Source organism: Pseudoalteromonas sp. APC 3358 (genome assembly GCF_030408075.1).
Lineage (GTDB): Bacteria > Pseudomonadota > Gammaproteobacteria > Enterobacterales > Alteromonadaceae > Pseudoalteromonas > Pseudoalteromonas arctica.
In genome coordinates this window covers 341,871-363,989 of sequence record NZ_JASDCE010000003.1, presented here as the reverse complement: position 1 = coordinate 363,989, position 22,119 = coordinate 341,871, and the positions used below count along the sequence as shown (strand labels likewise).

The 22,119-nt window shown below is 39.3% G+C and carries 23 protein-coding genes; 18 read left to right on the top strand and 5 right to left on the bottom strand.

The genetic code is table 11. From position 1 onward, the window contains the following. Positions 1–2: 2 nt before the first annotated feature. Together QL995_RS06780 and QL995_RS06775 are read right to left on the bottom strand one after the other, a co-directional pair. Positions 3–563, bottom strand: coding sequence for a YajG family lipoprotein (locus QL995_RS06780; RefSeq protein WP_290293808.1), 561 nt, complete (start codon positions 561–563; stop codon positions 3–5). After that, complete coding sequence (locus tag QL995_RS06775) at positions 564–1,706, bottom strand: methyltransferase (protein WP_290293807.1); 1,143 nt, start codon at positions 1,704–1,706, stop codon at positions 564–566. Positions 1,707–1,748: 42 nt separating this feature from the next. Between QL995_RS06775 and QL995_RS06770 the strand changes: the two genes are divergently transcribed. From QL995_RS06770 to cyoE, 17 genes are all read left to right on the top strand, one after another. Beyond that, positions 1,749–2,360 (top strand): alpha-ketoglutarate-dependent dioxygenase AlkB, encoded by a 612-nt coding sequence (locus QL995_RS06770; RefSeq protein ID WP_024589283.1) that lies wholly within the window; start codon positions 1,749–1,751, stop codon positions 2,358–2,360. Between the two features lie 62 nt (positions 2,361–2,422). Further along, complete coding sequence (locus QL995_RS06765) at positions 2,423–2,734, top strand: BolA/IbaG family iron-sulfur metabolism protein (RefSeq protein ID WP_007584885.1); 312 nt, start codon at positions 2,423–2,425, stop codon at positions 2,732–2,734. Between the two features lie 107 nt (positions 2,735–2,841). After that, positions 2,842–4,035, top strand: a complete 1,194-nt coding sequence (gene fabV / locus QL995_RS06760; RefSeq protein ID WP_290293806.1) for an enoyl-ACP reductase FabV — start codon at positions 2,842–2,844, stop codon at positions 4,033–4,035. Positions 4,036–4,664: 629 nt separating this feature from the next. Further along, positions 4,665–6,008, top strand: coding sequence for a Na(+)-translocating NADH-quinone reductase subunit A (locus QL995_RS06755; protein ID WP_290293805.1), 1,344 nt, complete (start codon positions 4,665–4,667; stop codon positions 6,006–6,008). 4 nt (positions 6,009–6,012) lie between these two features. After that, positions 6,013–7,215: an NADH:ubiquinone reductase (Na(+)-transporting) subunit B gene (locus tag QL995_RS06750; RefSeq protein WP_290293804.1), complete on the top strand. Its 1,203-nt coding sequence runs from the start codon at positions 6,013–6,015 to the stop codon at positions 7,213–7,215. Continuing rightward, a complete protein-coding gene (locus QL995_RS06745) occupies positions 7,208–7,960 on the top strand; it encodes a Na(+)-translocating NADH-quinone reductase subunit C (RefSeq protein WP_007584890.1) in 753 nt (250 codons plus the stop codon). Before QL995_RS06750 ends, QL995_RS06745 begins: the two co-directional genes overlap by 8 nt. Next, positions 7,960–8,592 carry an NADH:ubiquinone reductase (Na(+)-transporting) subunit D gene (locus QL995_RS06740; protein WP_007584891.1) on the top strand — a complete coding sequence of 211 codons (633 nt, stop codon included), beginning with the start codon at positions 7,960–7,962 and terminating at the stop codon, positions 8,590–8,592. Before QL995_RS06745 ends, QL995_RS06740 begins: the two co-directional genes overlap by 1 nt. 10 nt (positions 8,593–8,602) lie before the next feature. After that, positions 8,603–9,211 carry an NADH:ubiquinone reductase (Na(+)-transporting) subunit E gene (gene nqrE, locus QL995_RS06735; protein WP_007584892.1) on the top strand — a complete coding sequence of 203 codons (609 nt, stop codon included), beginning with the start codon at positions 8,603–8,605 and terminating at the stop codon, positions 9,209–9,211. A gap of 19 nt (positions 9,212–9,230) precedes the next feature. Next, positions 9,231–10,460 (top strand): NADH:ubiquinone reductase (Na(+)-transporting) subunit F, encoded by a 1,230-nt coding sequence (gene nqrF, locus QL995_RS06730; RefSeq protein WP_007584893.1) that lies wholly within the window; start codon positions 9,231–9,233, stop codon positions 10,458–10,460. A gap of 109 nt (positions 10,461–10,569) precedes the next feature. Further along, positions 10,570–11,601, top strand: coding sequence for an FAD:protein FMN transferase (locus QL995_RS06725; RefSeq protein WP_007584895.1), 1,032 nt, complete (start codon positions 10,570–10,572; stop codon positions 11,599–11,601). A gap of 101 nt (positions 11,602–11,702) precedes the next feature. Further along, the gene (nqrM, locus tag QL995_RS06720) at positions 11,703–11,915 is read left to right on the top strand and encodes a (Na+)-NQR maturation NqrM (RefSeq protein WP_007376137.1); all 213 of its coding nucleotides are present in this window, start codon (positions 11,703–11,705) and stop codon (positions 11,913–11,915) included. Between the two features lie 1,079 nt (positions 11,916–12,994). After that, positions 12,995–13,414, top strand: coding sequence for a hypothetical protein (locus QL995_RS06715; protein ID WP_007581161.1), 420 nt, complete (start codon positions 12,995–12,997; stop codon positions 13,412–13,414). Between the two features lie 320 nt (positions 13,415–13,734). Next, positions 13,735–14,694: a ubiquinol oxidase subunit II gene (cyoA, locus tag QL995_RS06710; RefSeq protein WP_024608764.1), complete on the top strand. Its 960-nt coding sequence runs from the start codon at positions 13,735–13,737 to the stop codon at positions 14,692–14,694. Between the two features lie 2 nt (positions 14,695–14,696). Beyond that, positions 14,697–16,685, top strand: a complete 1,989-nt coding sequence (gene cyoB / locus QL995_RS06705) for a cytochrome o ubiquinol oxidase subunit I (RefSeq protein WP_007581166.1) — start codon at positions 14,697–14,699, stop codon at positions 16,683–16,685. Next, positions 16,682–17,308, top strand: a complete 627-nt coding sequence (gene cyoC, locus QL995_RS06700; RefSeq protein ID WP_007581168.1) for a cytochrome o ubiquinol oxidase subunit III — start codon at positions 16,682–16,684, stop codon at positions 17,306–17,308. Before cyoB ends, cyoC begins: the two co-directional genes overlap by 4 nt. Beyond that, positions 17,308–17,664, top strand: a complete 357-nt coding sequence (gene cyoD, locus QL995_RS06695; RefSeq protein ID WP_024589276.1) for a cytochrome o ubiquinol oxidase subunit IV — start codon at positions 17,308–17,310, stop codon at positions 17,662–17,664. The genes cyoC and cyoD overlap by 1 nt, the downstream gene beginning before the upstream one ends. Positions 17,665–17,673: 9 nt before the next feature. After that, entirely contained in the window at positions 17,674–18,558 is an 885-nt protein-coding gene (cyoE, locus tag QL995_RS06690; protein ID WP_007581172.1) for a heme o synthase, read from the top strand. Between the two features lie 61 nt (positions 18,559–18,619). Here cyoE and QL995_RS06685 read toward each other — a convergent pair whose 3' ends face one another. Both QL995_RS06685 and QL995_RS06680 read right to left on the bottom strand, forming a co-directional pair. Then, complete coding sequence (locus QL995_RS06685; RefSeq protein WP_169060007.1) at positions 18,620–19,207, bottom strand: FMN-binding negative transcriptional regulator; 588 nt, start codon at positions 19,205–19,207, stop codon at positions 18,620–18,622. Further along, entirely contained in the window at positions 19,207–19,782 is a 576-nt protein-coding gene (locus QL995_RS06680) for a GNAT family N-acetyltransferase (RefSeq protein WP_007581176.1), read from the bottom strand. The genes QL995_RS06685 and QL995_RS06680 overlap by 1 nt, the downstream gene beginning before the upstream one ends. Positions 19,783–19,888: 106 nt before the next feature. On the opposite strand from QL995_RS06680, the gene QL995_RS06675 reads away from it, so the two are divergent. After that, the gene (locus tag QL995_RS06675; protein ID WP_290293803.1) at positions 19,889–21,346 is read left to right on the top strand and encodes a PLP-dependent aminotransferase family protein; all 1,458 of its coding nucleotides are present in this window, start codon (positions 19,889–19,891) and stop codon (positions 21,344–21,346) included. 14 nt (positions 21,347–21,360) lie between these two features. On the opposite strand, the gene QL995_RS06670 is transcribed toward QL995_RS06675, so the two are convergent. Then, positions 21,361–22,026 carry a hypothetical protein gene (locus QL995_RS06670; protein ID WP_290293802.1) on the bottom strand — a complete coding sequence of 222 codons (666 nt, stop codon included), beginning with the start codon at positions 22,024–22,026 and terminating at the stop codon, positions 21,361–21,363. Positions 22,027–22,119 lie beyond the last annotated feature (93 nt).

The following is a 22,119-nucleotide window of genomic DNA, read 5'->3' as shown; positions in this document are numbered from 1 at the left end:
AGTTAACCTTCTAAAAATTCTATTAATTCAGGGTCAGATACAATGCGGGTAATAATTTGCTCAGTCAACTTATTGAGCTGACCTTCTATTTTTACTCGCTCGTGACTAAACGGACCTTCTAAATTAGCACTGCCTCTATACACTTTACTAAAATTACTTGAGGCGCGAATAACGCGCACGCCAAGCTCTATATGGGCTTCGCTGGTATGGCTCACAAGTTTTTCGGTCACAACAGCCTGCAGTGCATGAATATCTACTTCAAAGCGAACAGCTGCCAAGTTAGAAATGCTGGCACCATTGCGGCTAAGGGCGCTGTCTAAAACACTTTTAACTGATTCAGTAAGACCTTGGCTTGCAAAGGTTTTAGTTTTGTCTGATTCAATAAGTTTAAGTGTTGACGAATCGCCACGTAAATCAATTACACTGGTGCTTAAGCTACTATTTATAGTGCTTATTTGACCACTTTTATAAACAGGATTGAGTATTACTTGGCTAGGCTGATTCGCACAGCCACCAAGTATTAGTAATACACAACACCCAATTATAATGTTTGTTAATTTCATTTATAGCATTCCACTATTTTTAGTTGCACTTAGAACGACAAACTTTTTGTTTGAGCCTAACAACTTACAGTTTCCGAACATACGGTTTAATTTATCGTGATAATCTAAATGACGATTACCAATAATACGCAGCTCGCCGCCTTCTTTTAAAGTATCTTTTGCTTGTTTAAACATTTGCCAAGCAATGTGATCGGTAACAGCTTGAGCTTGGTGAAATGGAGGATTACAAAGCACCATATCCACACTGTCTCTTTCAAAGCCTGTTAAACAATCGTTTTCGATGAACTCACAGTTATCAAACCTATCGCCTAGGTTAATTTCTACATTTAACCGAGCCGATTCTACTGCCATGTAAGACTCATCAACAAAGGTAACTGATGCATTAGGGCAACGAGCAAGCGTCATTAATCCAACAACACCGTTACCGCAGCCTAAATCAATAATGCTTTTAGCTTTTGGCGTTTCTGGTAAGTAGTTAAAAAAGAAGCGCGCACCAATATCCAACGAATCACGCGAAAACACATTTGCATGATTTGTTATATTAAACTCAGTACCTTCAAGTTCCCATGTTATAGGGAAGTCTGCTGCTTTATATCCGCCTTTAGCTGTGCTTAATATAAGGCGAGACTTTTTAACTGCTAGGCTTGTTGTTGTTTCACCAATAAATTGCTCAAATGATTTTATTGTTGAATTATGAATTTCTTTTGTTTTACCTGCGGCAATTACTGGCGTACCAGGTGCAAGTACTTCACTGAGTTCACTTAATTGGAACTGTAAAAAACCTACATTACGAGGGATTTTAATAAGTACTAAATCTACATCCTCTGGTAATGCCGACAAACTATCTACTTGCGTAAACTCTGCTGTAGGTAGCTTGTTTTCTTGTAAGTTATAAGCCGCAGCTTGGTGGCTAATATAAGAATCATTAACTGAACAAACCGTTAACTTATTAAAATAACAAGCAAGTGCACCAAAGCTATCGTTTAAAATAAGCAATGAGCGACAATCTGGGTGATGTTCGTTAACATAATTGATAAGGTACTCATCTGCCGAATCCCACGCTTGTAAGCTGCGGTTTTTTTGATCCAATGGAAAGCGTTCAAGAGTAAAGGTTTTATCGCCTAGCTGGGCTTGCGTCGTCATAATGGTTCGTTGATCAGTAATCTAATGTAGGTAAATTCTAACATGCAACGGCAAAACGCCAACCCCCAACAGTTACCAAATGGCTTTTCTTATCAAAGTAGGGCACTTAGTGCACAAAAAAGCCTCGATCTATTTTATTATTTGCAAAAAAACCTACGTTGGCAGCAACCCGATGTAACCGTTTATGGCAAAACGGGGCCTATTCCTCGGCTGCAATGTTTCATGAGCGATTTAAATATTGAATACGGCTATTCAAGTAGTAAGCAAATAGTAGAACCATGGGATGAATTGTTACTCAATATGCGAAAGCGTTTAGAAGCACATTTAAACCAGCCTCTAAACTCATTGCTCGTTAATTATTACCGAGATGGTAATGATACGATGGGATGGCACAGTGATGATGAAATAGAGCTTGGTGATAAACCAACAATTGTATGTGTCTCTCTAGGAGCTGATCGGGTTTTAAAGTTAAAGCACAAGGCGAGCAATAAAGTAACCGACTTAAAATTACAAAGTGGCAGCTGTTTAATAATGAATGGACATAGCCAACGAGATTATCAACATGCAATACCTAAGCAAACCACGCTTGCGCATCCGCGAATAAGTTTAACTTACCGATTTATAAAGCACATTAAGCAAAAGCAATTTAGTTAGCCAATCACTGCGTTAAATTGTTATAGTAAGTGTATAAATTAGCTAATTAAAACGGTCTTTTTATGTCAATGCAGCAACAGATCCAAGAAAAAATAAGCAACGCCATTGCGTGTAAACATTTAAACGTGATTAACGAAAGCCATATGCACAGTGCTGGCACTGAATCACACTTTAAAGTAGTAGTGGTTAGCGAAGGTTTTGCGGGTAAGCGTTTATTACAACGTCATCGCGAAATTAATGAAATTTTAAAAGATGAGTTAGCAAATCATATTCATGCACTCGCTATTCATACATATACACCCGATGAGTATGCAGAGCAGGGCGGTGAAGCGCCTGATTCACCTAATTGTATGGGTGGCTCTAAAATTAGCTAAGTAATGTTTTAGAGTATTTGATGAATGTTTAACTGATCAGATCAGTGTTTTTAGTATTAGCCTTTAAACTAGCGCTAATTTTTATTGTAAAAGATATAGGATGATCAATGGTCATTAAGCCTAAAATTCGTGGATTTATCTGCACAAACGCACACCCAGCTGGTTGTGCGGAGCATGTTCAAGAACAAATTAACTATGTAAAACAACAAGGCGCATTAAAAAGTGCACCAAAAAATGTATTAGTTATTGGCGCATCAACAGGCTACGGCTTGGCATCGCGCATTACAGCTGCATTTGGTGGTGGTGCTAAAACATTAGGTATTTTCTTTGAAAAAGAAGGTACAGATCGTAAGACAGGTTCTGCTGGTTGGTACAATACTGCTGCTTTTCAAGATGCAGCGGACGAAGCCGGCCTTTGGTCTAAAAATATTAATGGCGATGCGTTTTCTAACGAAATCAAGCAAAAAGCAATCGACACCATTAAAGCAGATTTAGGTAAAATAGATTGTATTATTTACAGCCTAGCGTCTCCGCGTCGTACTGATCCAAATACCGGCGAAGTGTTCTCATCTACACTTAAGCCAATCGGAAATGCTGTTACAACAAAAAACTTAAATACATCAAAGCGTGAAATTGATGAAATTACTGTTGAAGCTGCAAATCAAGACGATATCGACAACACCATTAAAGTAATGGGTGGTGAAGACTGGGAAATGTGGATTGACGCATTAAAAGAAGCCGGTGTACTTGCCGATAACTTTAAAACCACAGCGTACACTTATATTGGTAAAGAGCTAACATGGCCAATATACGGACACGCTACTATTGGTAAAGCTAAAGAAGACTTAGACCGTGCAACGGCTGCAATTAAAGAATCAACAAAAGATTTAAATGGTGAAGCATATGTTTCGTCACTTAATGCCGTTGTAACGCAAGCAAGTTCTGCTATTCCTATTATGCCGTTATATATTTCTGCTTTATTTAAAGTTATGAAAGCGGATGGCACATACGAGGGCACCATTGAGCAAATTCACGCATTATTTAGTGAAAACTTATACAATGAATCACCGCGTTTTGACGACGGTGGACATTTATTCCAAAACTATAAAGAGCTAGAGGACGATGTGCAAGCACGCGTTCAAGCTGTATGGGATAGTGTTGATACAAGCAGCATTGATGAGCTAACAGACTATGTTGGTTACCATAATGAGTTTTTACGCTTATTTGGTTTTGGTATAGACGGTGTTGACTACGATCAAGACATAGATTCAGTTAAGCCAATAGCTAATATGATTGACTAACAGAACTTAGGGCCTGTTTATCTTTCGAGGTTAAATTTGCAGCAGTCTGTTTGGTATTTAGGCAAGGCAGAGCCTATGTAGTGTGGTTATTCCCCATAAATGGGCGATAACGTAGCATTAATGCCAAACAGGCGCTGCCCAAAGGGTTCTGCCTAGGGGCTATTTACTCTTTGTTGCTCGGTTTTTACTTAGCCCACTAGGTTACAAACCTCACGCCGCGATTAAATAGCCCCTAGATTGAACAAATTTTAATCCTGAAAGGTCAACAGGCCCTAGTTATAAAAAGCCGCAATAGCGGCTTTTTTTGTGTGACGTAACTTGTTTAATTTACGATGAAATCAGGAACGATAATTGCTTAGGCTACCACTTTGGTCTAACTTGATTTTTATTAAAGTCACTTAACAAAACTAAATAAGTGTTTCTGTCGTATAATTTTCATAAATACACTCGCATAGTCATCTAAAATAATGTTAAAATCTCGGCAATATGTGATGAGTTTTACTACGTTGCTTGTTTGATATATCTAGCAAGCTGCTCTTTTGTACCTTGATATAACTTGGAATAATTCAAATGGCGACGTGGTTGATACGATTTTTCAGTTTCTTTCCTTTAATGTAGTGCAAGTGCGTATGATCAATATAAAAAAAGGTCTGGATTTACCCATAGAGGGCTCGCCACAGCAAGTTATACATGACGGTTCTACTGTCAAACGTGTAGCTGTGCTTGGTGAAGAGTTTATCGGTATGCGTCCAACCATGCATGTTCGTGTGGATGACCAAGTCAAAAAAGGCCAGGTACTTTTTGAAGATAAAAAGAACCCAGGCGTCCTATTTACTGCTCCAGCTTCTGGCACAGTAAAAGAAATAAATCGTGGTGCTAAACGTGTGCTGCAATCTGTTGTTATTGAAGTTAGCGGCAGTGAGCAAATCACCTTTGACTCTTTCAATGCAGACGAGCTTGCGAGCTTAGAGCGTGAAAAAGCCAAAGAAGTACTTATCCAGTCTGGTCAATGGACAGCACTTCGTGTTCGCCCATTCAGTAAAGTAGCGGCTGTGGATGCAAATCCTAGTTCTATTTTTGTGACCGCAACTGACACAAACCCATTAGCTGCAGATCCTGCAGTGATAATTGCCGAAAATGCGCAAGCATTTGAAGCGGGTCTTGCTGTTATTTCGCGTTTGACCGATGGCAAAGTATTTGTGTGTAAAAAAGCTGGTAGCCAAGTTCCTAGCTCATCTATAGCTCAAGTAGAAGTACATGAGTTTGGTGGTGTGCATCCGGCTGGCCTCGTTGGCACTCATATCCATCATCTTGATGCAGTTTCTGTTAGCAAACAAGTTTGGCATATTGGTTACCAAGACGTTATTGCGTATGGTCACCTATTCCTTACTGGTGAAATTTACACAGATCGTGTTATTTCGCTTGCAGGTCCTCGCGTTAAAAACCCACGTTTAGTGAAAACACAATTAGGTGCTTCATTGGATGATTTAGTGGCTGGTGAGCTAGAAGACGGAGATAACCGCGTTATTTCTGGTTCTGTTCTATCAGGTTCTATTTCAAACGGTGTTCATGCATTCTTAGGTCGTTACCACGTTCAAGTATCTGTTTTACTTGAGGGTCGCGAAAAAGAATTGTTTGGCTGGATTGCACCAGGTAGTGATAAATTCTCTGTAACGCGTACATTCCTTTCTCACCTTGCGCCGAGTCGTTTATTTAAAATGACAACGTCAACAGGTGGTTCAAAACGTGCCATGGTACCAATTGGTAGCTACGAGCGCGTAATGCCGCTAGATATTTTGCCTACTCTATTATTACGTGACTTAATTGCACGCGATTTAGACAGTGCAATTTCATTGGGCGCGCTTGAACTTGATGAAGAAGATTTAGCGTTATGTACCTTCGTTTGTCCAGGCAAATACGAGTATGGTTCTATCCTACGCGATTGCTTAACTACGATCGAGAAGGAAGGCTAGAGAGATGGGTTTAAAAAAATATCTAGAAGATATCGAGCCGAATTTTGAAGCCGGTGGTAAATATGAGAAGTTTTATGCACTGTATGAAGCAGCTGCAACTATTTTTTATACACCAGGCTACGTAAATAAAGGCGCGACACACGTACGCGATAATATCGACCTAAAACGCATGATGATTTTAGTGTGGATGGCGACGTTCCCAGCTATGTTTTTTGGTATGTTCAATATCGGTCATCAGGCCGCAGGTGCTTTAGCACAAGGTTTTGAACTAGGAAACACGTGGCAAGTTGGTTTGTTCCAGTTATTCGGTGGTGAATTAACCGCTGATGCAGGCTGGGGCGCTAAGATGTTCTATGGAGCATGTTTCTTCCTACCTATCTACGCGGTAACATTTGCAGTAGGTGGTTTTTGGGAAGTAATATTTGCTTCTGTGCGTAAGCATGAAATTAACGAAGGTTTCTTCGTTACTTCAGTATTATTCGCACTTATTTTGCCTGCAACGATCCCTTTATGGCAAGTTGCGTTAGGTATTACGTTTGGTGTAGTAATCGCTAAAGAAATCTTTGGTGGTACTGGCCGTAACTTCTTAAACCCTGCTTTAGCCGGTCGTGCGTTCTTATTCTTCGCATACCCAGCTCAAATCTCGGGTGACACAGTATGGACAGCAGTAGATTCTTTCTCTGGTGCAACTATGCTAGGCCAAGCTTTCATCGGGCAACTAGACTTTGCAAACATGGAATTATGGAGGAATGCGTTTTACGGTTTCATTCAAGGTTCTGTAGGTGAAACATCTACACTTGCATTGTTAGTAGGTGGTTTGTTCTTAATTTACGTTCGTATCGCTTCTTGGCGCATCGTACTAGGTGTATTCCTAGGTATGGTAGCAACTGCGTTTTTACTAAATGCTGTTGGCTCAGAAACTAACCCTGTATTTGCAATGCCTTGGTATTGGCATTTAGTACTAGGTGGCTTTGCGTTTGGTATGTTCTTTATGGCTACTGACCCTGTATCAGCTGCATTTACTGACAAAGGTAAATTGGCATATGGTCTATTAATTGGCTTTATGGTGGTTATGATACGTGTTGTGAATCCTGCTTTCCCAGAAGGTATGATGCTAGCAATCTTATTTGCTAACTTATTCGCTCCACTGTTCGATCACTTTGTAGTGCAGGCTAATATTAAGCGGAGGTTGGCACGTAATGTCTAGTAATAACGAATCAATCGGTAAAACGTTATCAGTTGTTGTAGCACTATGTTTAGTGTGTGCAATCATTGTATCGTTTGCTTCTGTACAGCTTCGTCCTTTACAGCAAGCTAATAAAAACAAAGATATTCAAAGCAATATCTTGGCTGCTGCGGGTATCGATAAAGTTGAAAATGTTTTAGAAACATTTGATGCAAAAATCGAAGCGCGCGTTGTAAACATGACTACAGGTGAGTTTGTAGATACAGACCCAACAATTTTTGATTTTGAAAAAAGCAAATATGATGCAGCGCTAAGTGTTTCTCTTCAAGAGAAAGGCGTTAAAGATATTGCTGGTATTCAACGTGTGACTAAAGAGTCGCCGGTGTATATCTCTAAAAAAGAAGATGGCTCAGTTGATGCAATTATTCTTCCTATCCAAGGCTACGGCTTATGGGGCTTAATGTACGGTTTTATCTCGCTTGAAAGCGACGCTGAAACAGTTAAGAGCATTATCTTTTACAAGCATAATGAAACCCCAGGTCTAGGTGGCGAAATCCAAAATCCACAGTGGACTGCTACATGGGAAGGTAAAGAACTTCCAATTCAAATTGTTAAAGGTACTGCGGGCAATGATGAGCATAAGATCGATGGTCTTTCAGGTGCTACATTAACGTCTAACGGTGTTGATCATGCAGTTGACTTTTGGACTGGCGAAAATGGCTTTGGCCCTTTCCTTGCGAAAGTACGTAAAGGAGCATTGAAATAATGGCTGATACTAAAGAAATGAAGGCGGTCCTATTTGGTCCGGTTTTAGCTAACAACCCAATCGCACTACAAGTACTTGGTATTTGTTCTGCGCTAGCGGTAACGTCTAGCTTAAAAAATGCGTTAATCATGTCAATCGCATTGACATTAGTAACTGCATTTTCGAGCTTCTTTATCTCGCTTATTCGTAACCAGATCCCATCATCTGTTCGTATCATCGTACAAATGACAATTATTGCATCGTTGGTAATCGTTGTTGACCAAGTATTACAGGCATTCTCTTACGCTACGGCAAAAGAGCTTTCTGTATTCGTTGGTCTAATTATTACTAACTGTATTGTAATGGGTCGTGCTGAAGCATATGCGATGAAGTCGCCACCAATTATGTCTTTCCTTGACGGTATTGGTAATGGCTTAGGTTACTCTGTAGTACTACTTACTGTTGGTTTCATTCGTGAGCTATTCGGTAAGGGTTCACTATTCGGTGTTGATATTATCCCATTAGTACAAGATGGCGGTTGGTATCAGCCTATGGGTCTATTGATCTTACCACCGAGTGCATTCTTCATCATTGGTTTATTCATATGGGTACTTCGTACTTATAAGAAAGACCAAGTAGAAGCTAAAGCGTAAGGGGCAAATAGTGGAACATTATATTAGTTTATTTGTAAAAGCCGTTTTTATTGAGAACTTAGCGTTGTCATTCTTCTTAGGCATGTGTACTTTTTTAGCAGTATCTAAAAAAGTAACTACATCAATTGGCCTAGGTATAGCGGTTATAGTTGTATTGGGTATTTCTGTACCTGTTAACAACTTGGTTTACCATGCGGTACTTGCACCAGGTTCACTTACTTGGTTAGGTTATCCAGATGCGGATCTTAGCTTTTTACGTTTCTTAACTTTCATTGGTGTTATTGCAGCACTTGTGCAAATTCTTGAAATGGCATTAGATAAGTTTTTCCCTGCACTATACAACGCATTAGGTATCTTCTTGCCACTTATCACAGTTAACTGTGCAATATTTGGTGCGGTATCTTTCATGGTTGAGCGTAACTATGACTTCGGCGAGTCTGTTGTCTATGGTATTGGCGCTGGTGTTGGTTGGGCGCTTGCAATTACATTACTTGCAGGTATCCGTGAGAAACTGAAATATTCAGACGTACCAGATGGCTTACGTGGTTTAGGTATTACCTTCATCACTGTTGGTTTAATGGGACTTGGCTTTATGTCATTCTCTGGTATTTCACTGTAAAGGGTAGCGAGGATAAATCATGGATTATCAGATTTTCTTAGGCGTTGGTGTTTTTATCGCTATCGTTGTACTACTAGTTTTAGTGATCATTGGTGCTAAATCTCAGTTAGTTGCAAGCGGTGACATCATCATCGGTATTAATGGCGATAAAGACAAAGCCATTACTACATCAGCAGGTAATAAGCTTTTAAGTGCATTATCTGAGTCAGGTATATTTGTATCATCTGCTTGTGGTGGCGGTGGCTCTTGTGGTCAATGTCGTGTACACATTAAAGAAGGTGGTGGTGATATCCTGCCAACTGAGCTTGATCACATTTCTAAAGGTGAAGCCCGTGAAGGCTGTCGTTTAGCGTGTCAGGTAAATGTTAAAAACGACATGGAAATTGAGCTTGAAGAGTCAATTTTCGGTGTTAAAAAATGGGACTGTGAAGTTATCTCTAACGATAACAAAGCAACCTTCATTAAAGAACTTAAACTGCAAATCCCTGGTGATGAGTCAGTGCCTTTCCGTGCGGGTGGTTACATCCAAATCGAAGCGCCACCTCACCATGTTAAATATGCAGATTTCGATGTTCCTGAAGAATATCGCGGCGACTGGAATCATTTTGGTTTCTTCGACCTGGAGTCAAAAGTAGACGAAGAAACAATTCGTGCATACTCAATGGCTAACTACCCAGAAGAAGAAGGCATCATTATGCTTAACGTGCGTATTGCTGCTCCGCCTCCAAGAAACCTAAGCTTGCCATGTGGTAAAATGTCTTCGTACATTTGGTCACTTACAAAAGGCGACAAGGTAACTATTTCAGGTCCATTTGGTGAGTTCTTTGCTAAAGACACAGATGCAGAAATGATCTTTGTTGGCGGTGGTGCTGGTATGGCGCCAATGCGTTCACATATCTTTGACCAACTTAAACGTTTGAACTCTAAACGTAAGATGAGCTTTTGGTATGGTGCACGTTCTGAACGTGAAATGTTCTACGTAGAAGATTTTGACGGCCTAGCCGCTGAAAATCCTAATTTCGTATGGCATACAGCACTTTCAGATCCACAACCTGAAGATAACTGGGAAGGCTATACTGGCTTTATCCATAACGTGTTATTTGAGAACTATCTTAAAGATCACGAAGCGCCGGAAGATTGTGAGTACTACATGTGTGGTCCTCCAATGATGAACGCGGCAGTTATTACTATGCTTAAAGATTTAGGTGTTGAAGACGAAAATATCTTACTAGATGACTTCGGTGGCTAACACTAATACCAAAACAGTTTAGTTTTGGTTAAAATACCAGCCTCGTAGCACTTGTGTTACGAGGCTTTTTTTATTCTTTAATTTTATCAATCTATTAAGTAGAGCTGTTATGAATCGAGTAAGTACTTCACAAGGCATAATGGCCTTTTTACTAATCACACTGACCTTATTACTGTCTGGGTGTGGTGAAAAACCAGAGTCGAGGGAAACCTTTTTAGAAGGTAAGACTATGGGCACCACTTATCATATTAAATATTACGATGAGCAGGGCCAGCTATCAGCTTCACAATTACAGCTGCAAATAGACGCTGTTTTAAAAGATGTGAATCAGTCTATGTCTACTTACATAGAAGACTCTGAAATAAATACATTTAACAGATTACCAGCAAATCAAGTTATGCCAATTAGCGAAGATTTTAGGGCTGTTATCAGCGAGTCTATTCGCTTAGGCGAATCAACTAAAACACTCGATGTAACTATGGGGCCTTTAATTGATTTATGGGGCTTTGGTCCTGATAAAAAACCAACCAATCGCCCAAGTGATGAAGAGCTTGCAACTATGGTCGAAAAAATAGGTATTGATAAACTTATTTTAGATGAGCAAGGACTGTCTAAAACAGTTAATGGGTTAGAGCTTTCGTTTTCGGCAACGGCTAAAGGCTATGGTATTGATAAAGTAGCGCAGTTATTAGAAAGCCATAGTATTACCAATTACATGGTTGAGATTGGTGGAGAGCTGCGTATAGCAGGTGAAAAGCCAAATAATCAGGATTGGAAAATTGCGATTGAGCAACCAGATGCGCAACCTGGAGAGCGAAAGGTACACCGTGTTTTATCGCCAGGTACAAACGGTATTGCTACGTCAGGTGATTACCGTATTTTTTATAAAATGGATGGCGAGATCTATACTCATTTAATTGATCCCGTGACCGGCATGCCTATTAAGCACGACTTAGTGTCGGTAACTGTGCTTCATCCAAGCGCTATGACGGCAGATGGTTTAGCGACTGCACTTACTGTGATGGGTATGGAAAAAGCGCAAGCATACGCTCAGCAGCACGATTTACCGGTATACTTAATAGGTAAATCAAATAAGGGTTTAGTTACTTATTCAAGCCCTGCATTTAAACCTTATTTGTAGTATGGTGCTGGCTTGTTTATTTTCGCGTTATTTGGGTATATAATAGCAGTCGCTCAAAAATGTTTGAGTTTAATTAATTGCTGATCAATAGGGGCTAAGCAATGTCACTTTTTCTTCTTACTTTTGGCTTACTAATTTTGATAGTTTCGGCTATGGCCGTTGGTATGATCGTGCAAAAAAAATCTATGGCAAGCAGCTGTGGTGGTTTAGGTTCGGTTGGTATTGATAAAGCCTGTGATTGCGATGATCCATGTGATAAACGCAAAAACCGTTTAGCAAAAGAGCAAGCCTGGAAAGAAAACCAAATTATTTAAGCCCGCCTTAAATATTAAAAAGCGCTTTATAGCGCTTTTTTTGTGTCTGTAAAACTGCTTAACTCGATAGCTTCTAAAGTAATCCAATCTTAATGTATTAGACAAACGTCTATAGTTTAGTTTTTTTCACCTATTAGGTTTATTTTTCTCGTTTGTCAAATTGGAGCTAACACTCTAAAGTTTAACCATAGACACAGAGCAAGGCTCTAGTCATAAGCTTGAGGCAAGTTAGCCTCGCTTAAAAGAATCTTTATATTGTGTGTGAAGATGTTGTCAGTGTGAAAGGCAACTCAAGTTCGGTGGATTCACTTCCATAAAGAACGAGTTTGAGTTGTTTTTATTTCCTTTCAATGCCACGTAATGTAAGCCATGAATCTTTATATTGTGTGTGAAGATGTTGTCAGTGTGAAAGGCGGCTCAATTTCGGTGGTGACTGAATTTGAGCTGTTTTTATTTCCTTGCAATTGCCACGCAGTGTAAACCAAGAATCTTTATATTGTGTGTGAAGATGTTGTCAGTGTGAAAGGCAACTCAAATCCGGTGGATTCACTTCCATAAAGAACGAGTTTGAGTTGTTTTTATTTCCTTTCAATGCCACGTAATGTAAACCAAAAATCTTTATATTGTGTGTGAAGATGTTGTCAGTGTGAAAGGCGGCTCAATTTCGGTGGTGACTGAATTTGAGCTGTTTTTATTTGTGCCACACAATTATTATTCCTTCCAAAAAAACCTATAGTTTTATTAAATATTCTGCTTTAAATCATTTTTAATTCAAGCCAACTCAATGTTTTTTATATTGTTATTTTTTATTAACAAAATAGCTTCGAAAGCTTAACCCAAATTAATTGATTTTTAGTTGAACAGAAAATTCTCTTTGTTATACTCACGTTCGAACTTTCAGTAAGTTTTGAAAGTTTGATTGATACGGATCAATTTTCGCTAGGTAAATATGTGCTAGCTGGATTTGATTGTATTTAGCACCTGGTTTTAGGGCTTACAACAGCAATGTTTTTTAAATTTTTCCATTGCAAACTGTATTCCTCTAATTTTGTTATAGTCATTTTAGTAGGTTAATGTTTTTGAACACACTTTCTTTGCATCATACAAATACGGATCTTGCCTCTGGCGAGCCGCAGACGTGTGAGCGCTTGAATAAAGCAGGCAAGGGCGTGTGTGTAGCTATAACTTTATTAGTGTTTAATACTGTAATGTTGCTAAGCGGTGCACTAGAGGATGCCTTCAAGCTTGAAGCGCTATTAAGTGATGGGTTTATTGTAGAGCCGCTGTTACTTACTATTGTGCAATTTTTAGCTCATCCGATCATATCAAGTCAGTTACTTATTGGCCTTTGCTGGCTATTGTTCCATATTTTTCCAGCGCGTCGTGCTGGAATTATCCTCCGTAAAGCAGCCTTTGCTTTTAGCGAGGCTAAAGTTCTTCAGCCAGTGCAAGTTGCACACGGTTGTCGTGCTCCACCTAGCTTTACAGGTTGTCTGTAAGGCTGCATTTTGTTGCTGGTTTTAATTATTTGTTCTTGCTGTAAATAATTAAGGTTAGCTAAAACAAAGTAGCTCAGTGTTTTTTAAACACATTTCAGCCAACCACCACTCACCCAAGTTAACTTTTATTACGTTATATAAATGCGTTTAGAAAGCTGGGTTTGTTGCTAGGTCATTATTGGCATGAGCTTTAGGTTTTGAATAGCCCCCTTATTTTTTATAATTTAATTCCAGTTAACTTGGGTTTTTACCGAAAAATCGTTGCTTTGTTTTTTATTTAAAGCAGCAAATTAGAACTTTTAGGTTTGTAGGATACTCCCTTGTTAATTCGTAACCTTTGTAATATTGCTTTAGCTAGTACAGTGCTGGCGTTGTCAGGCTGTAAAGGCGGGATACTCGATCCAAAAGGGCAGATAGGCATAGATGAGAAAAATTTAATCATCATCGCAACCGTGCTTATGTTGCTTGTAGTAGTTCCCGTTATTGTGATGACTTTGTATTTCGCATGGAAATATAGAGACACGCAAACTCATGAAATTTACGCTCCAAAATGGGCTCATTCAAATAAAATTGAAGCCGCAGTTTGGGCTGTCCCTATTGTTATTGTGATTATTTTAGGTGTTATTACCTGGGTGTCTACCCAAGAGCTAGACCCTTACAAACCAATTGAAGGTAAAGGTAAGCATCTTACTGTTGAAGTGGTTTCATTAAACTGGAAGTGGCTATTTATTTATCCTGAGCAAGGTATTGCTACGGTTAATGAATTAGTGTTTCCGGCTAATGTACCTGTTGAATACAAAATCACTTCAGAGAGCACAATGAACTCGTTTTTCATTCCGCAATTGGGTAGTCAAATATACTCAATGGCCGGTATGGAAACCAAGCTTCACTTAATTGCTAATGAGCCAGGTACATTTAAAGGCTTTTCGGCAAACTACAGTGGTGCAGGCTTTACTGGTATGAAGTTTAATGCCATTGCTACACCTACTCAAGCTGGTTTTGATAAGTGGGTGAGTGATGTAAAAGCGAATTCAAGTGCTAATAATCTTACTCATGCAAATTATGTTGAGCTTGCAAAAGCAAGCGAAAATAACCCAGTTGCTTATTACGGTAAAGTTGATGACGGCTTATTTCATACCATCGTTATGAAATACATGCAGGCACATGGCGATATGAACAAAAAGCAACATGCAATGGGCGAACATGGGCAAATGAGTAAGAAGCATCAAGCAATGGATGAACACTCAATGCCATCATCTCACAGCCAGGGCGAGGAATAATAATGTCGTTATTAGGTAAACTAACAATAGACGCAATTCCGTTTCATGAGCCAATTCTTGTGTTCACGATGTCGGTTATTGCTATAGCTGGGCTTATTATTGCCGGGCTTATTACAAAGTATAAAAAATGGGGCGTGCTTTGGCGCGACTGGATCACGTCTGTTGATCATAAACGCTTAGGCGTAATGTATATTCTTTTAGCACTAATAATGCTGTTCCGTGGTTTTTCTGATGCCATTATGATGCGTGCTCAGTTAGCGCTTGCTACCAGTGGTGCGCCCGGTTATTTACCACCTGAACACTACGACCAAATATTTACTGCCCACGGCGTAATTATGATCATATTTATGGCTATGCCATTTATGATTGGTTTAATGAACATTGTTTTACCACTGCAAATTGGTGCTCGCGATGTTGCATTCCCATTTTTAAATAACTTAAGCTTTTGGTTTACAGCCAGCGGTGCCATTTTAATTAATATGTCGCTAGTGTTTGGTGAGTTTGCTAAAACAGGTTGGGTGGCCTATCCACCGCTTTCGGAGTTGACCTTTAGCCCTGGGGTGGGGGTAGATTATTATATTTGGGCCTTGCAAATATCCGGGCTCGGTACACTTCTAACAGCAGTAAACTTTTTAGCAACCGTGTTTAAAATGCGTGCACCAGGTATGACCCTAATGAAAATGCCAATTTTCACATGGACATGTACATGGGCAAACATCTTAATTGCAGCATCATTCCCAATTTTAACTGCTGTACTTGCAATGCTAACGCTTGACCGTTATCTCGATTTCCACTTCTTTACCAATGAATTGGGCGGTAACGCCATGATGTACATCAACCTGTTTTGGGCATGGGGTCATCCTGAGGTATACATATTAGTATTACCAGCGTTTGGTATTTTCTCTGAGATTATTTCTACCTTTGCCGGTAAACGTTTATTTGGTTACAAATCGATGGTTTACGCCAGCGGTGCAATCTCAATTTTAGGCTTTATTGTTTGGTTACATCACTTCTTTACGATGGGGTCGAGTGCTAACGTTAACGCGTTCTTTGGGGTAATGACCATGGTTATTGCTGTACCAACTGGGGTTAAGTTGTTTAACTGGTTATTTACCATTTACCGAGGTCGCTTACGTATTAGCGTACCGGTACTTTGGACACTTGGCTTTATGGTTACCTTTACCGTAGGCGGTATGACCGGTGTATTACTTGCTATTCCTGGTGCCGATTACGTACTGCATAACAGCTTATTCTTAATTGCACATTTTCATAACACCATTATTGGTGGTGCTGTATTTGGCTACCTTGCTGGTTTTGTATTTTGGTTCCCTAAAGCAATGGGCTTTAAACTTAACGAAAAATGGGGCAAAGCATCATTCTGGTGTTGGATTATCGGTTTCTTCGTTGCATTTATGCCGTTGTACGTACTTGGTTTCTTAGGTATGACACGTCGTTTAAACCACACTAACAACCCAGATTGGAACATTTGGTTATACATTGCCGCAGGCGGTGCTGTAATTATTATGTTTGGTATTGTTAGCCAAGTAATTCAATTATATGTGAGCTTTAGAGACCGTGAAGCGCTTGACGATACAACAGGCGATCCGTGGAACGGCCACACACTTGAGTGGGCTACAAGTTCACCTCCGCAAATTTATAACTTTGCAACAATTCCACACATCGATGATATTGATGCATGGACCGACATGAAAGAAAAAGGCCAAGCATACCAAGATAAAGCAAACTATAGCCCTATTCATATGCCTAAAAACACATCAGCTGGCGTGTTAATGGCAGCAAGCTTAACAGTATTCTGTTTTGCAATGATTTGGCATATTTGGTGGTTAGCTGTTGTTGGGCTAGTAGGCGCAATTGCCATCTTTATCAAACGTTGTTACACCAGCGATGTTGATTACTATATTCAACCTGATGAAATTGCACGCACTGAAGCTGCGTATAATTCAAGTGGCATTAAGGAGCTAAAAGCGTGAGTACACTTTCTGCAAATTTAGAATCAGTATCGCACGATGATCATGCCCACGCGCATGATCATCACGATACATCGGGTGACACCATATTCGGTTTTTGGTTATACCTAATGACCGATTGCCTATTGTTTGCCTCGTTTTTTGCCACTTACGCTGTGTTATTTATGAACACAGCGGGTGGTGTATCGGGTAAAGATATTTTTGAACTCGACTTTGTAGCAGTAGAAACTGCTGCACTACTTATTAGTAGTATTACCTTTGGCTTTGCCATGATTGCCGCTCAAGGGCAAAAAAAGGCACTAACACTGACTTGGTTATTTGTTACGTTTTGTTTAGGTGCTGTGTTTATTGGTATGGAAGTATACGAATTTCATCACCTAATTGTGCACGGTAATGGCCCACAACAAAGTGCCTTTTTAACATCGTTTTTCTCATTAGTTGGCTTACATGGATTACATGTAACGGCTGGACTAATTTGGATGACCATAATGATGATTGAAGTTGCTAAACGTGGTCTAGGCAAAGCAACCGTAACGCGTTTAAGCTGCTTAAGCCTATTTTGGCACTTCTTAGACATTGTTTGGATTTGTGTATTTACCGTTGTTTATTTGATGGGAGCAATGTAATGAGCCACAGCGAAACGCATGCGTTAAAACAAGCGCAAAGTGATCATCATGATGAATCTCATGGAAGTGTTAAAACTTACTTAATTGGCTTTGTGCTATCGGTAATTTTAACTGCTATACCGTTTTATATGGTTATGGAAGGTGACTTCTCAAAAGCAACAACGCTTTGGAGCATTGTTACTTTTGCAATCGTACAAATTTGGGTGCATTTAAAGTACTTTTTACACCTTAATTTTACCACCGAAAATGGCCGAGCAAGTACTTTCTCATTCCTATTCAGTGCTCTGATCATCGTAATGGTTGTTGGGTTATCTGTTTGGATCATTTATGAATCTAACGCAATGATGATGTACTAGGAGTTGAAGATGTTTCGTCGTTATTTATCAGTGACAAAGCCGGGTATTATTATGGGCAATTTGATTAGCGTAGCGGGTGGGTTTTTACTTGCCTCGCGCGGTGATATAGACCCATGGTTAATGATTGCCACATTAATTGGTTTGTCGCTAGTGGTTGCATCGGGCTGTGCTATCAACAATGTTATAGATAGAGACATAGATGTAGCCATGGCACGTACTCGTACGCGGGTAACAGTAACAGGCGAAATGTCGGCCTTTGCTGCACTTAGCCACGGTGTTTTATTGGGCGTTATTGGCTTTGGTTTACTTATCGCCTATACCACTCAAGCCGCGGTATTTTTTGCAGCCTTTGGCTACGTAATTTATGTAGGGGTTTATAGCCTCTACATGAAACGCAACTCAGTATATGGCACTTTTGTAGGCAGCCTTTCTGGCGCTGTACCGCCAGTAGTAGGGTACTGCGCCGTAACAGGGCAGTTCGATATGGGCGCATTAATACTGCTAGTTATGTTTAGCTTGTGGCAAATGCCGCACTCTTACGCCATCGCTATTTTTCGCTTTAAAGATTACCAAGCTGCAGGTATTCCAGTATTACCTGTGGCGCAAGGTATCGACAAAGCAAAACGCCACATTGTGCTTTATATTGCTGTATACGCATTAGTGGTGATGTTACTGCCAATTACTGGCTACACAGGTGCTGCTTTTATGGCTGTTGCTTGTATTACCAGCTTTTGGTGGTTGCTAATGGCGCTACGTGGTTATCGTCGTAATATTGATATGAGTAGCTGGGCACGTAAAGTGTTCGCATTTTCAATTATTAATATTACAGCGTTAAGTATTGCTATGGCTGTTGACTATCATAGCGTTGCTCCACAGCTATTAACGCTTACCTAATTTAAAATTTTTTAACTATTCCAAAGTTAATCCAAAGGCTCGAAAGAGCCTTTTTTTATGCCTAAAATAGTTTTGCAATAGAGCGCTTATTGGCAAGTTCTAGGCTTTGTTTTATGCTTGCTCTTACCTCAGGTGATTTATTTTGGCTTAACTTAAAGTTTCCACTCCAATGAGTGGGAGTAAATTCTATAAAGCTTAATTGTTGATACATTTCTTGGCGATTGCTTTTGGGCACGTCAGTAATCTTCCAAATTGGCGTAAAGCCTTGCTCAAAATGGCTCGTTAGTTGCCGCATTATTTTGTCTTTCTCATTATCGCTTTCAATAATATTCACATTTGCAGTTACTTGTACTGATGAATAAAGCCAGCTTGGCAGGGTTTTATTATTGCTATAAGAGGGCGATAAATAACAGTTATCGCCATTAAATAGTAATTTCACTGACTGTTTGTCACATTGCGTTAGCGGGTTATGTCTTGCTACGTGTGCAATAAATACATTACGTGAGGGCTCATATAATACAGGGACTTGGCATATATTATTTAAGTCACTTTGCGAGCAGGGCATTAAAATACTCGCTAGAGGGAATTGCTCAACTAATGCCTGCAAACGTTCAATATTATGTTCTTGAAAATGTATTGGTGGGTACATTAAAGCTTCTCCTCTAACTGCAACTTAATACTCTGCCAATGCTCGTCAATAATGCTAAATTTTGCAGTGCTTCTGTAACTTCCATCACTTAGCAATCTATCTTTATGGGCTATACCTTCAAATCGGGCGCCTAGTCGAGTAATTGCATTTCGAGATTTTTGATTTTGTTCGTGAGTATTAAATGTTATTCGCACTAAATTCAACGCGTCAAAAGCATAGCTAAGCTGTAAATATTTAGTGTGAGTATTAATATAAGTTTGCTGCCAGTGATGGCTTATAAATGTATGACCAATTTCAGCACTTAAGTTATGTGTATCTAATCTAAATAGTCGTGTAGTGCCTACAACCTCTTTGCTGGCTATGTCTATTATGGCAAATACAATTTGTTCTTTTTTATTAAATTGTGCACTTGTAGTAAACCATTTCTTTAACTGTTCGGGTGTTTTTGTATAGTTGCTTAATACCCATTCCCATATTTTTGGATGTTGCCCAGCTTTATATAAGCCGTTTAAATGCTCATAATTTAATGGCTCTAAAATGACCTTATTTGTTTTATGTATCTGTTGAGTAAACATGTTGCCTCTAAGCTTTGCTATTTACGAGCAACAAATGTACGCTTATTTGGTTTGGTAAAAACAACCAGAATTGGCTTTTTAGCTATACCAGTTTTAAAGGAATAACATGCAACCGCTTAATATTGAATTTAATAACTCAAACAAAGCTAAGTACTTACAAGTTGCAGATGCTCTGCGCGGTTCTATCGTAAAGGGAGATATTGCACCTGGTACAAAACTAAGTTCTGCTCGAGTTATGGCGCAAACGTATCAGTTAAACCGTCATACAATAATGAACGCATTGCAGTTATTAGTAGCCGAAGGATGGCTAGAGTCCCATGAACGCTCTGGATATAGCGTCACTCAAACACTGCCAATTCAAAGCAGTGTTAACTGTGAGCACACGCCAGTTTTAACACCAAAACCTTATAAATTTGCTACAGAGTTAGCCGTGCCTGTTCCAGCAATGAATTTAAAAGACTACGTATATAATTTCGCAGGTGGACTTCCTGATTTAAATAGCTTTCCCTATAAAGAATTTAAACGCTCTATGAACCATGTATTTAATCATTTAGATACCAGTAAACTTCATTATGGCGATATAGCTGGAGTGAGTGAGCTAAAAGCTCAGATAAGTGATTACTTACATAAAACTAGAAATTTAAAAGCATCAGACTTACTTGTATGTAATGGCTCACAAGAAGCTTTATTTTTAATTTCAAAGGCATTTATAAGTAAAGATGACTTCGTAGCCGTTGAAACTTTAGGTTACCCGCCAGCACGCAAAGCCTTTGCTGCTTGTGGCGCGCAATTAATAGATATAAAACAAGATGAATGTGGTTTATGTGTTGATGATTTAAAAGCGCAACTTAAACGATATCCAATAAAAATGCTCTACTTAACCCCGCTGCATCAATACCCAACTACCGTTACGCTTTCGCCTACAAGGCGCATGCAAATTTATCAATTATGTTATAAGTATGGCGTAATGATTGTAGAGGATGATTACGATCACGAGTTTCATTATCGCTGTCAGCCATTACAGCCTATGGCTGGGGACGATCCCGCTGGGATTATTATTTACTTATCTACATTTTCTAAAATCATGTTCTCAGGCGCTAGAATTGGCTACATTTGTGCAGCTCCTGAAGTATTAGCACAGTTAACCGCATGGAAGCAGTTAATGAATCATAAAAATGATGTGGTTATGCAGCTAGCCGTTGCGCACTTTATGCAAGAAGGTGGATTTGAGCGACACTTAAAACGCATGACTAAACACTATAAACAACGTTATGAAGCAATGGACAACATGTTGGCGCTGCTGCAATCACAGGGTTTACCAATAGAGTATAAAAAGCCAGATGGCGGCATGGCAATGTGGGTTAACTTAAATAAAAATACGAGCAATATAAAACAAGCAATGCAAAGTAAAAGCCTATATTTACAAGCAGAATCTGAGTTTTACTTTGCTGATTCAGTGAGAAGTTTAATGCCTAAGCAATATAGTTATGTTCGCTTAGGCTTTGCAGGACAATCAGTTGAGGCAATGAAGCAAGGGCTCAAACTAATCACTGAATATAAGTAACTAGATACCATTAACTATTTCTTAAAATCATCAGCATTGTAATAAAGTGGTTTAAGGGTGCCACAATTAATAAACTTATAGGTAAGCTCATTTTCAGCTGGGACACGTTTTGAGGTACGAAGCTTTTGCATACACGCATTAACTAAATCGACAAAAATAAGATGGTTATAGCTCGGTGCTTTTTGAATTTTATGAATATAAATACGCTCAGTACCGCCTAGTGTAATCATGTCGAAGTCTTGCCATTGCGATGATTCACTCAAATCTTTTAGTTCTCTGGCATACAGCTGCTTACTCAAGACCAACTCTTTTTTTGAATAAATTAAACTGCCACCTTGTTGATAATCACCCTCGTAAATATCGGCAATAATCGTAATTTCTTCACCACGCATTAAATGCTGAATATTAAACGCTTGTGGCTTTACGGTGATTAACTCGGCATTTCTAACAAAGCCTAAAAATGGAACATCGGGGTTTCCTATTTTATAAACAACTTGCACATCATTGGGTAAATTATAGGTGGGTAAATTCATTGCAATAATAGACGAGCCTTGATTAACCAAAGCCATAGGGTGCTCTGCATTGTAAGCGGTGTCTACCGGTGGAAGTTCTGCTTTTTCTTCTTCAGCTGCGGCAAAGCCACTTAAAGTGATTAGTAATAAAGTAAGTAGTAAGCGCATTATAATCTCAATTAATTTATGAGCTTAAATTGTAGTATAAAAATATATATTACATTGAGTTAATTACACTTAATACTTAACTGCAAAGGATTG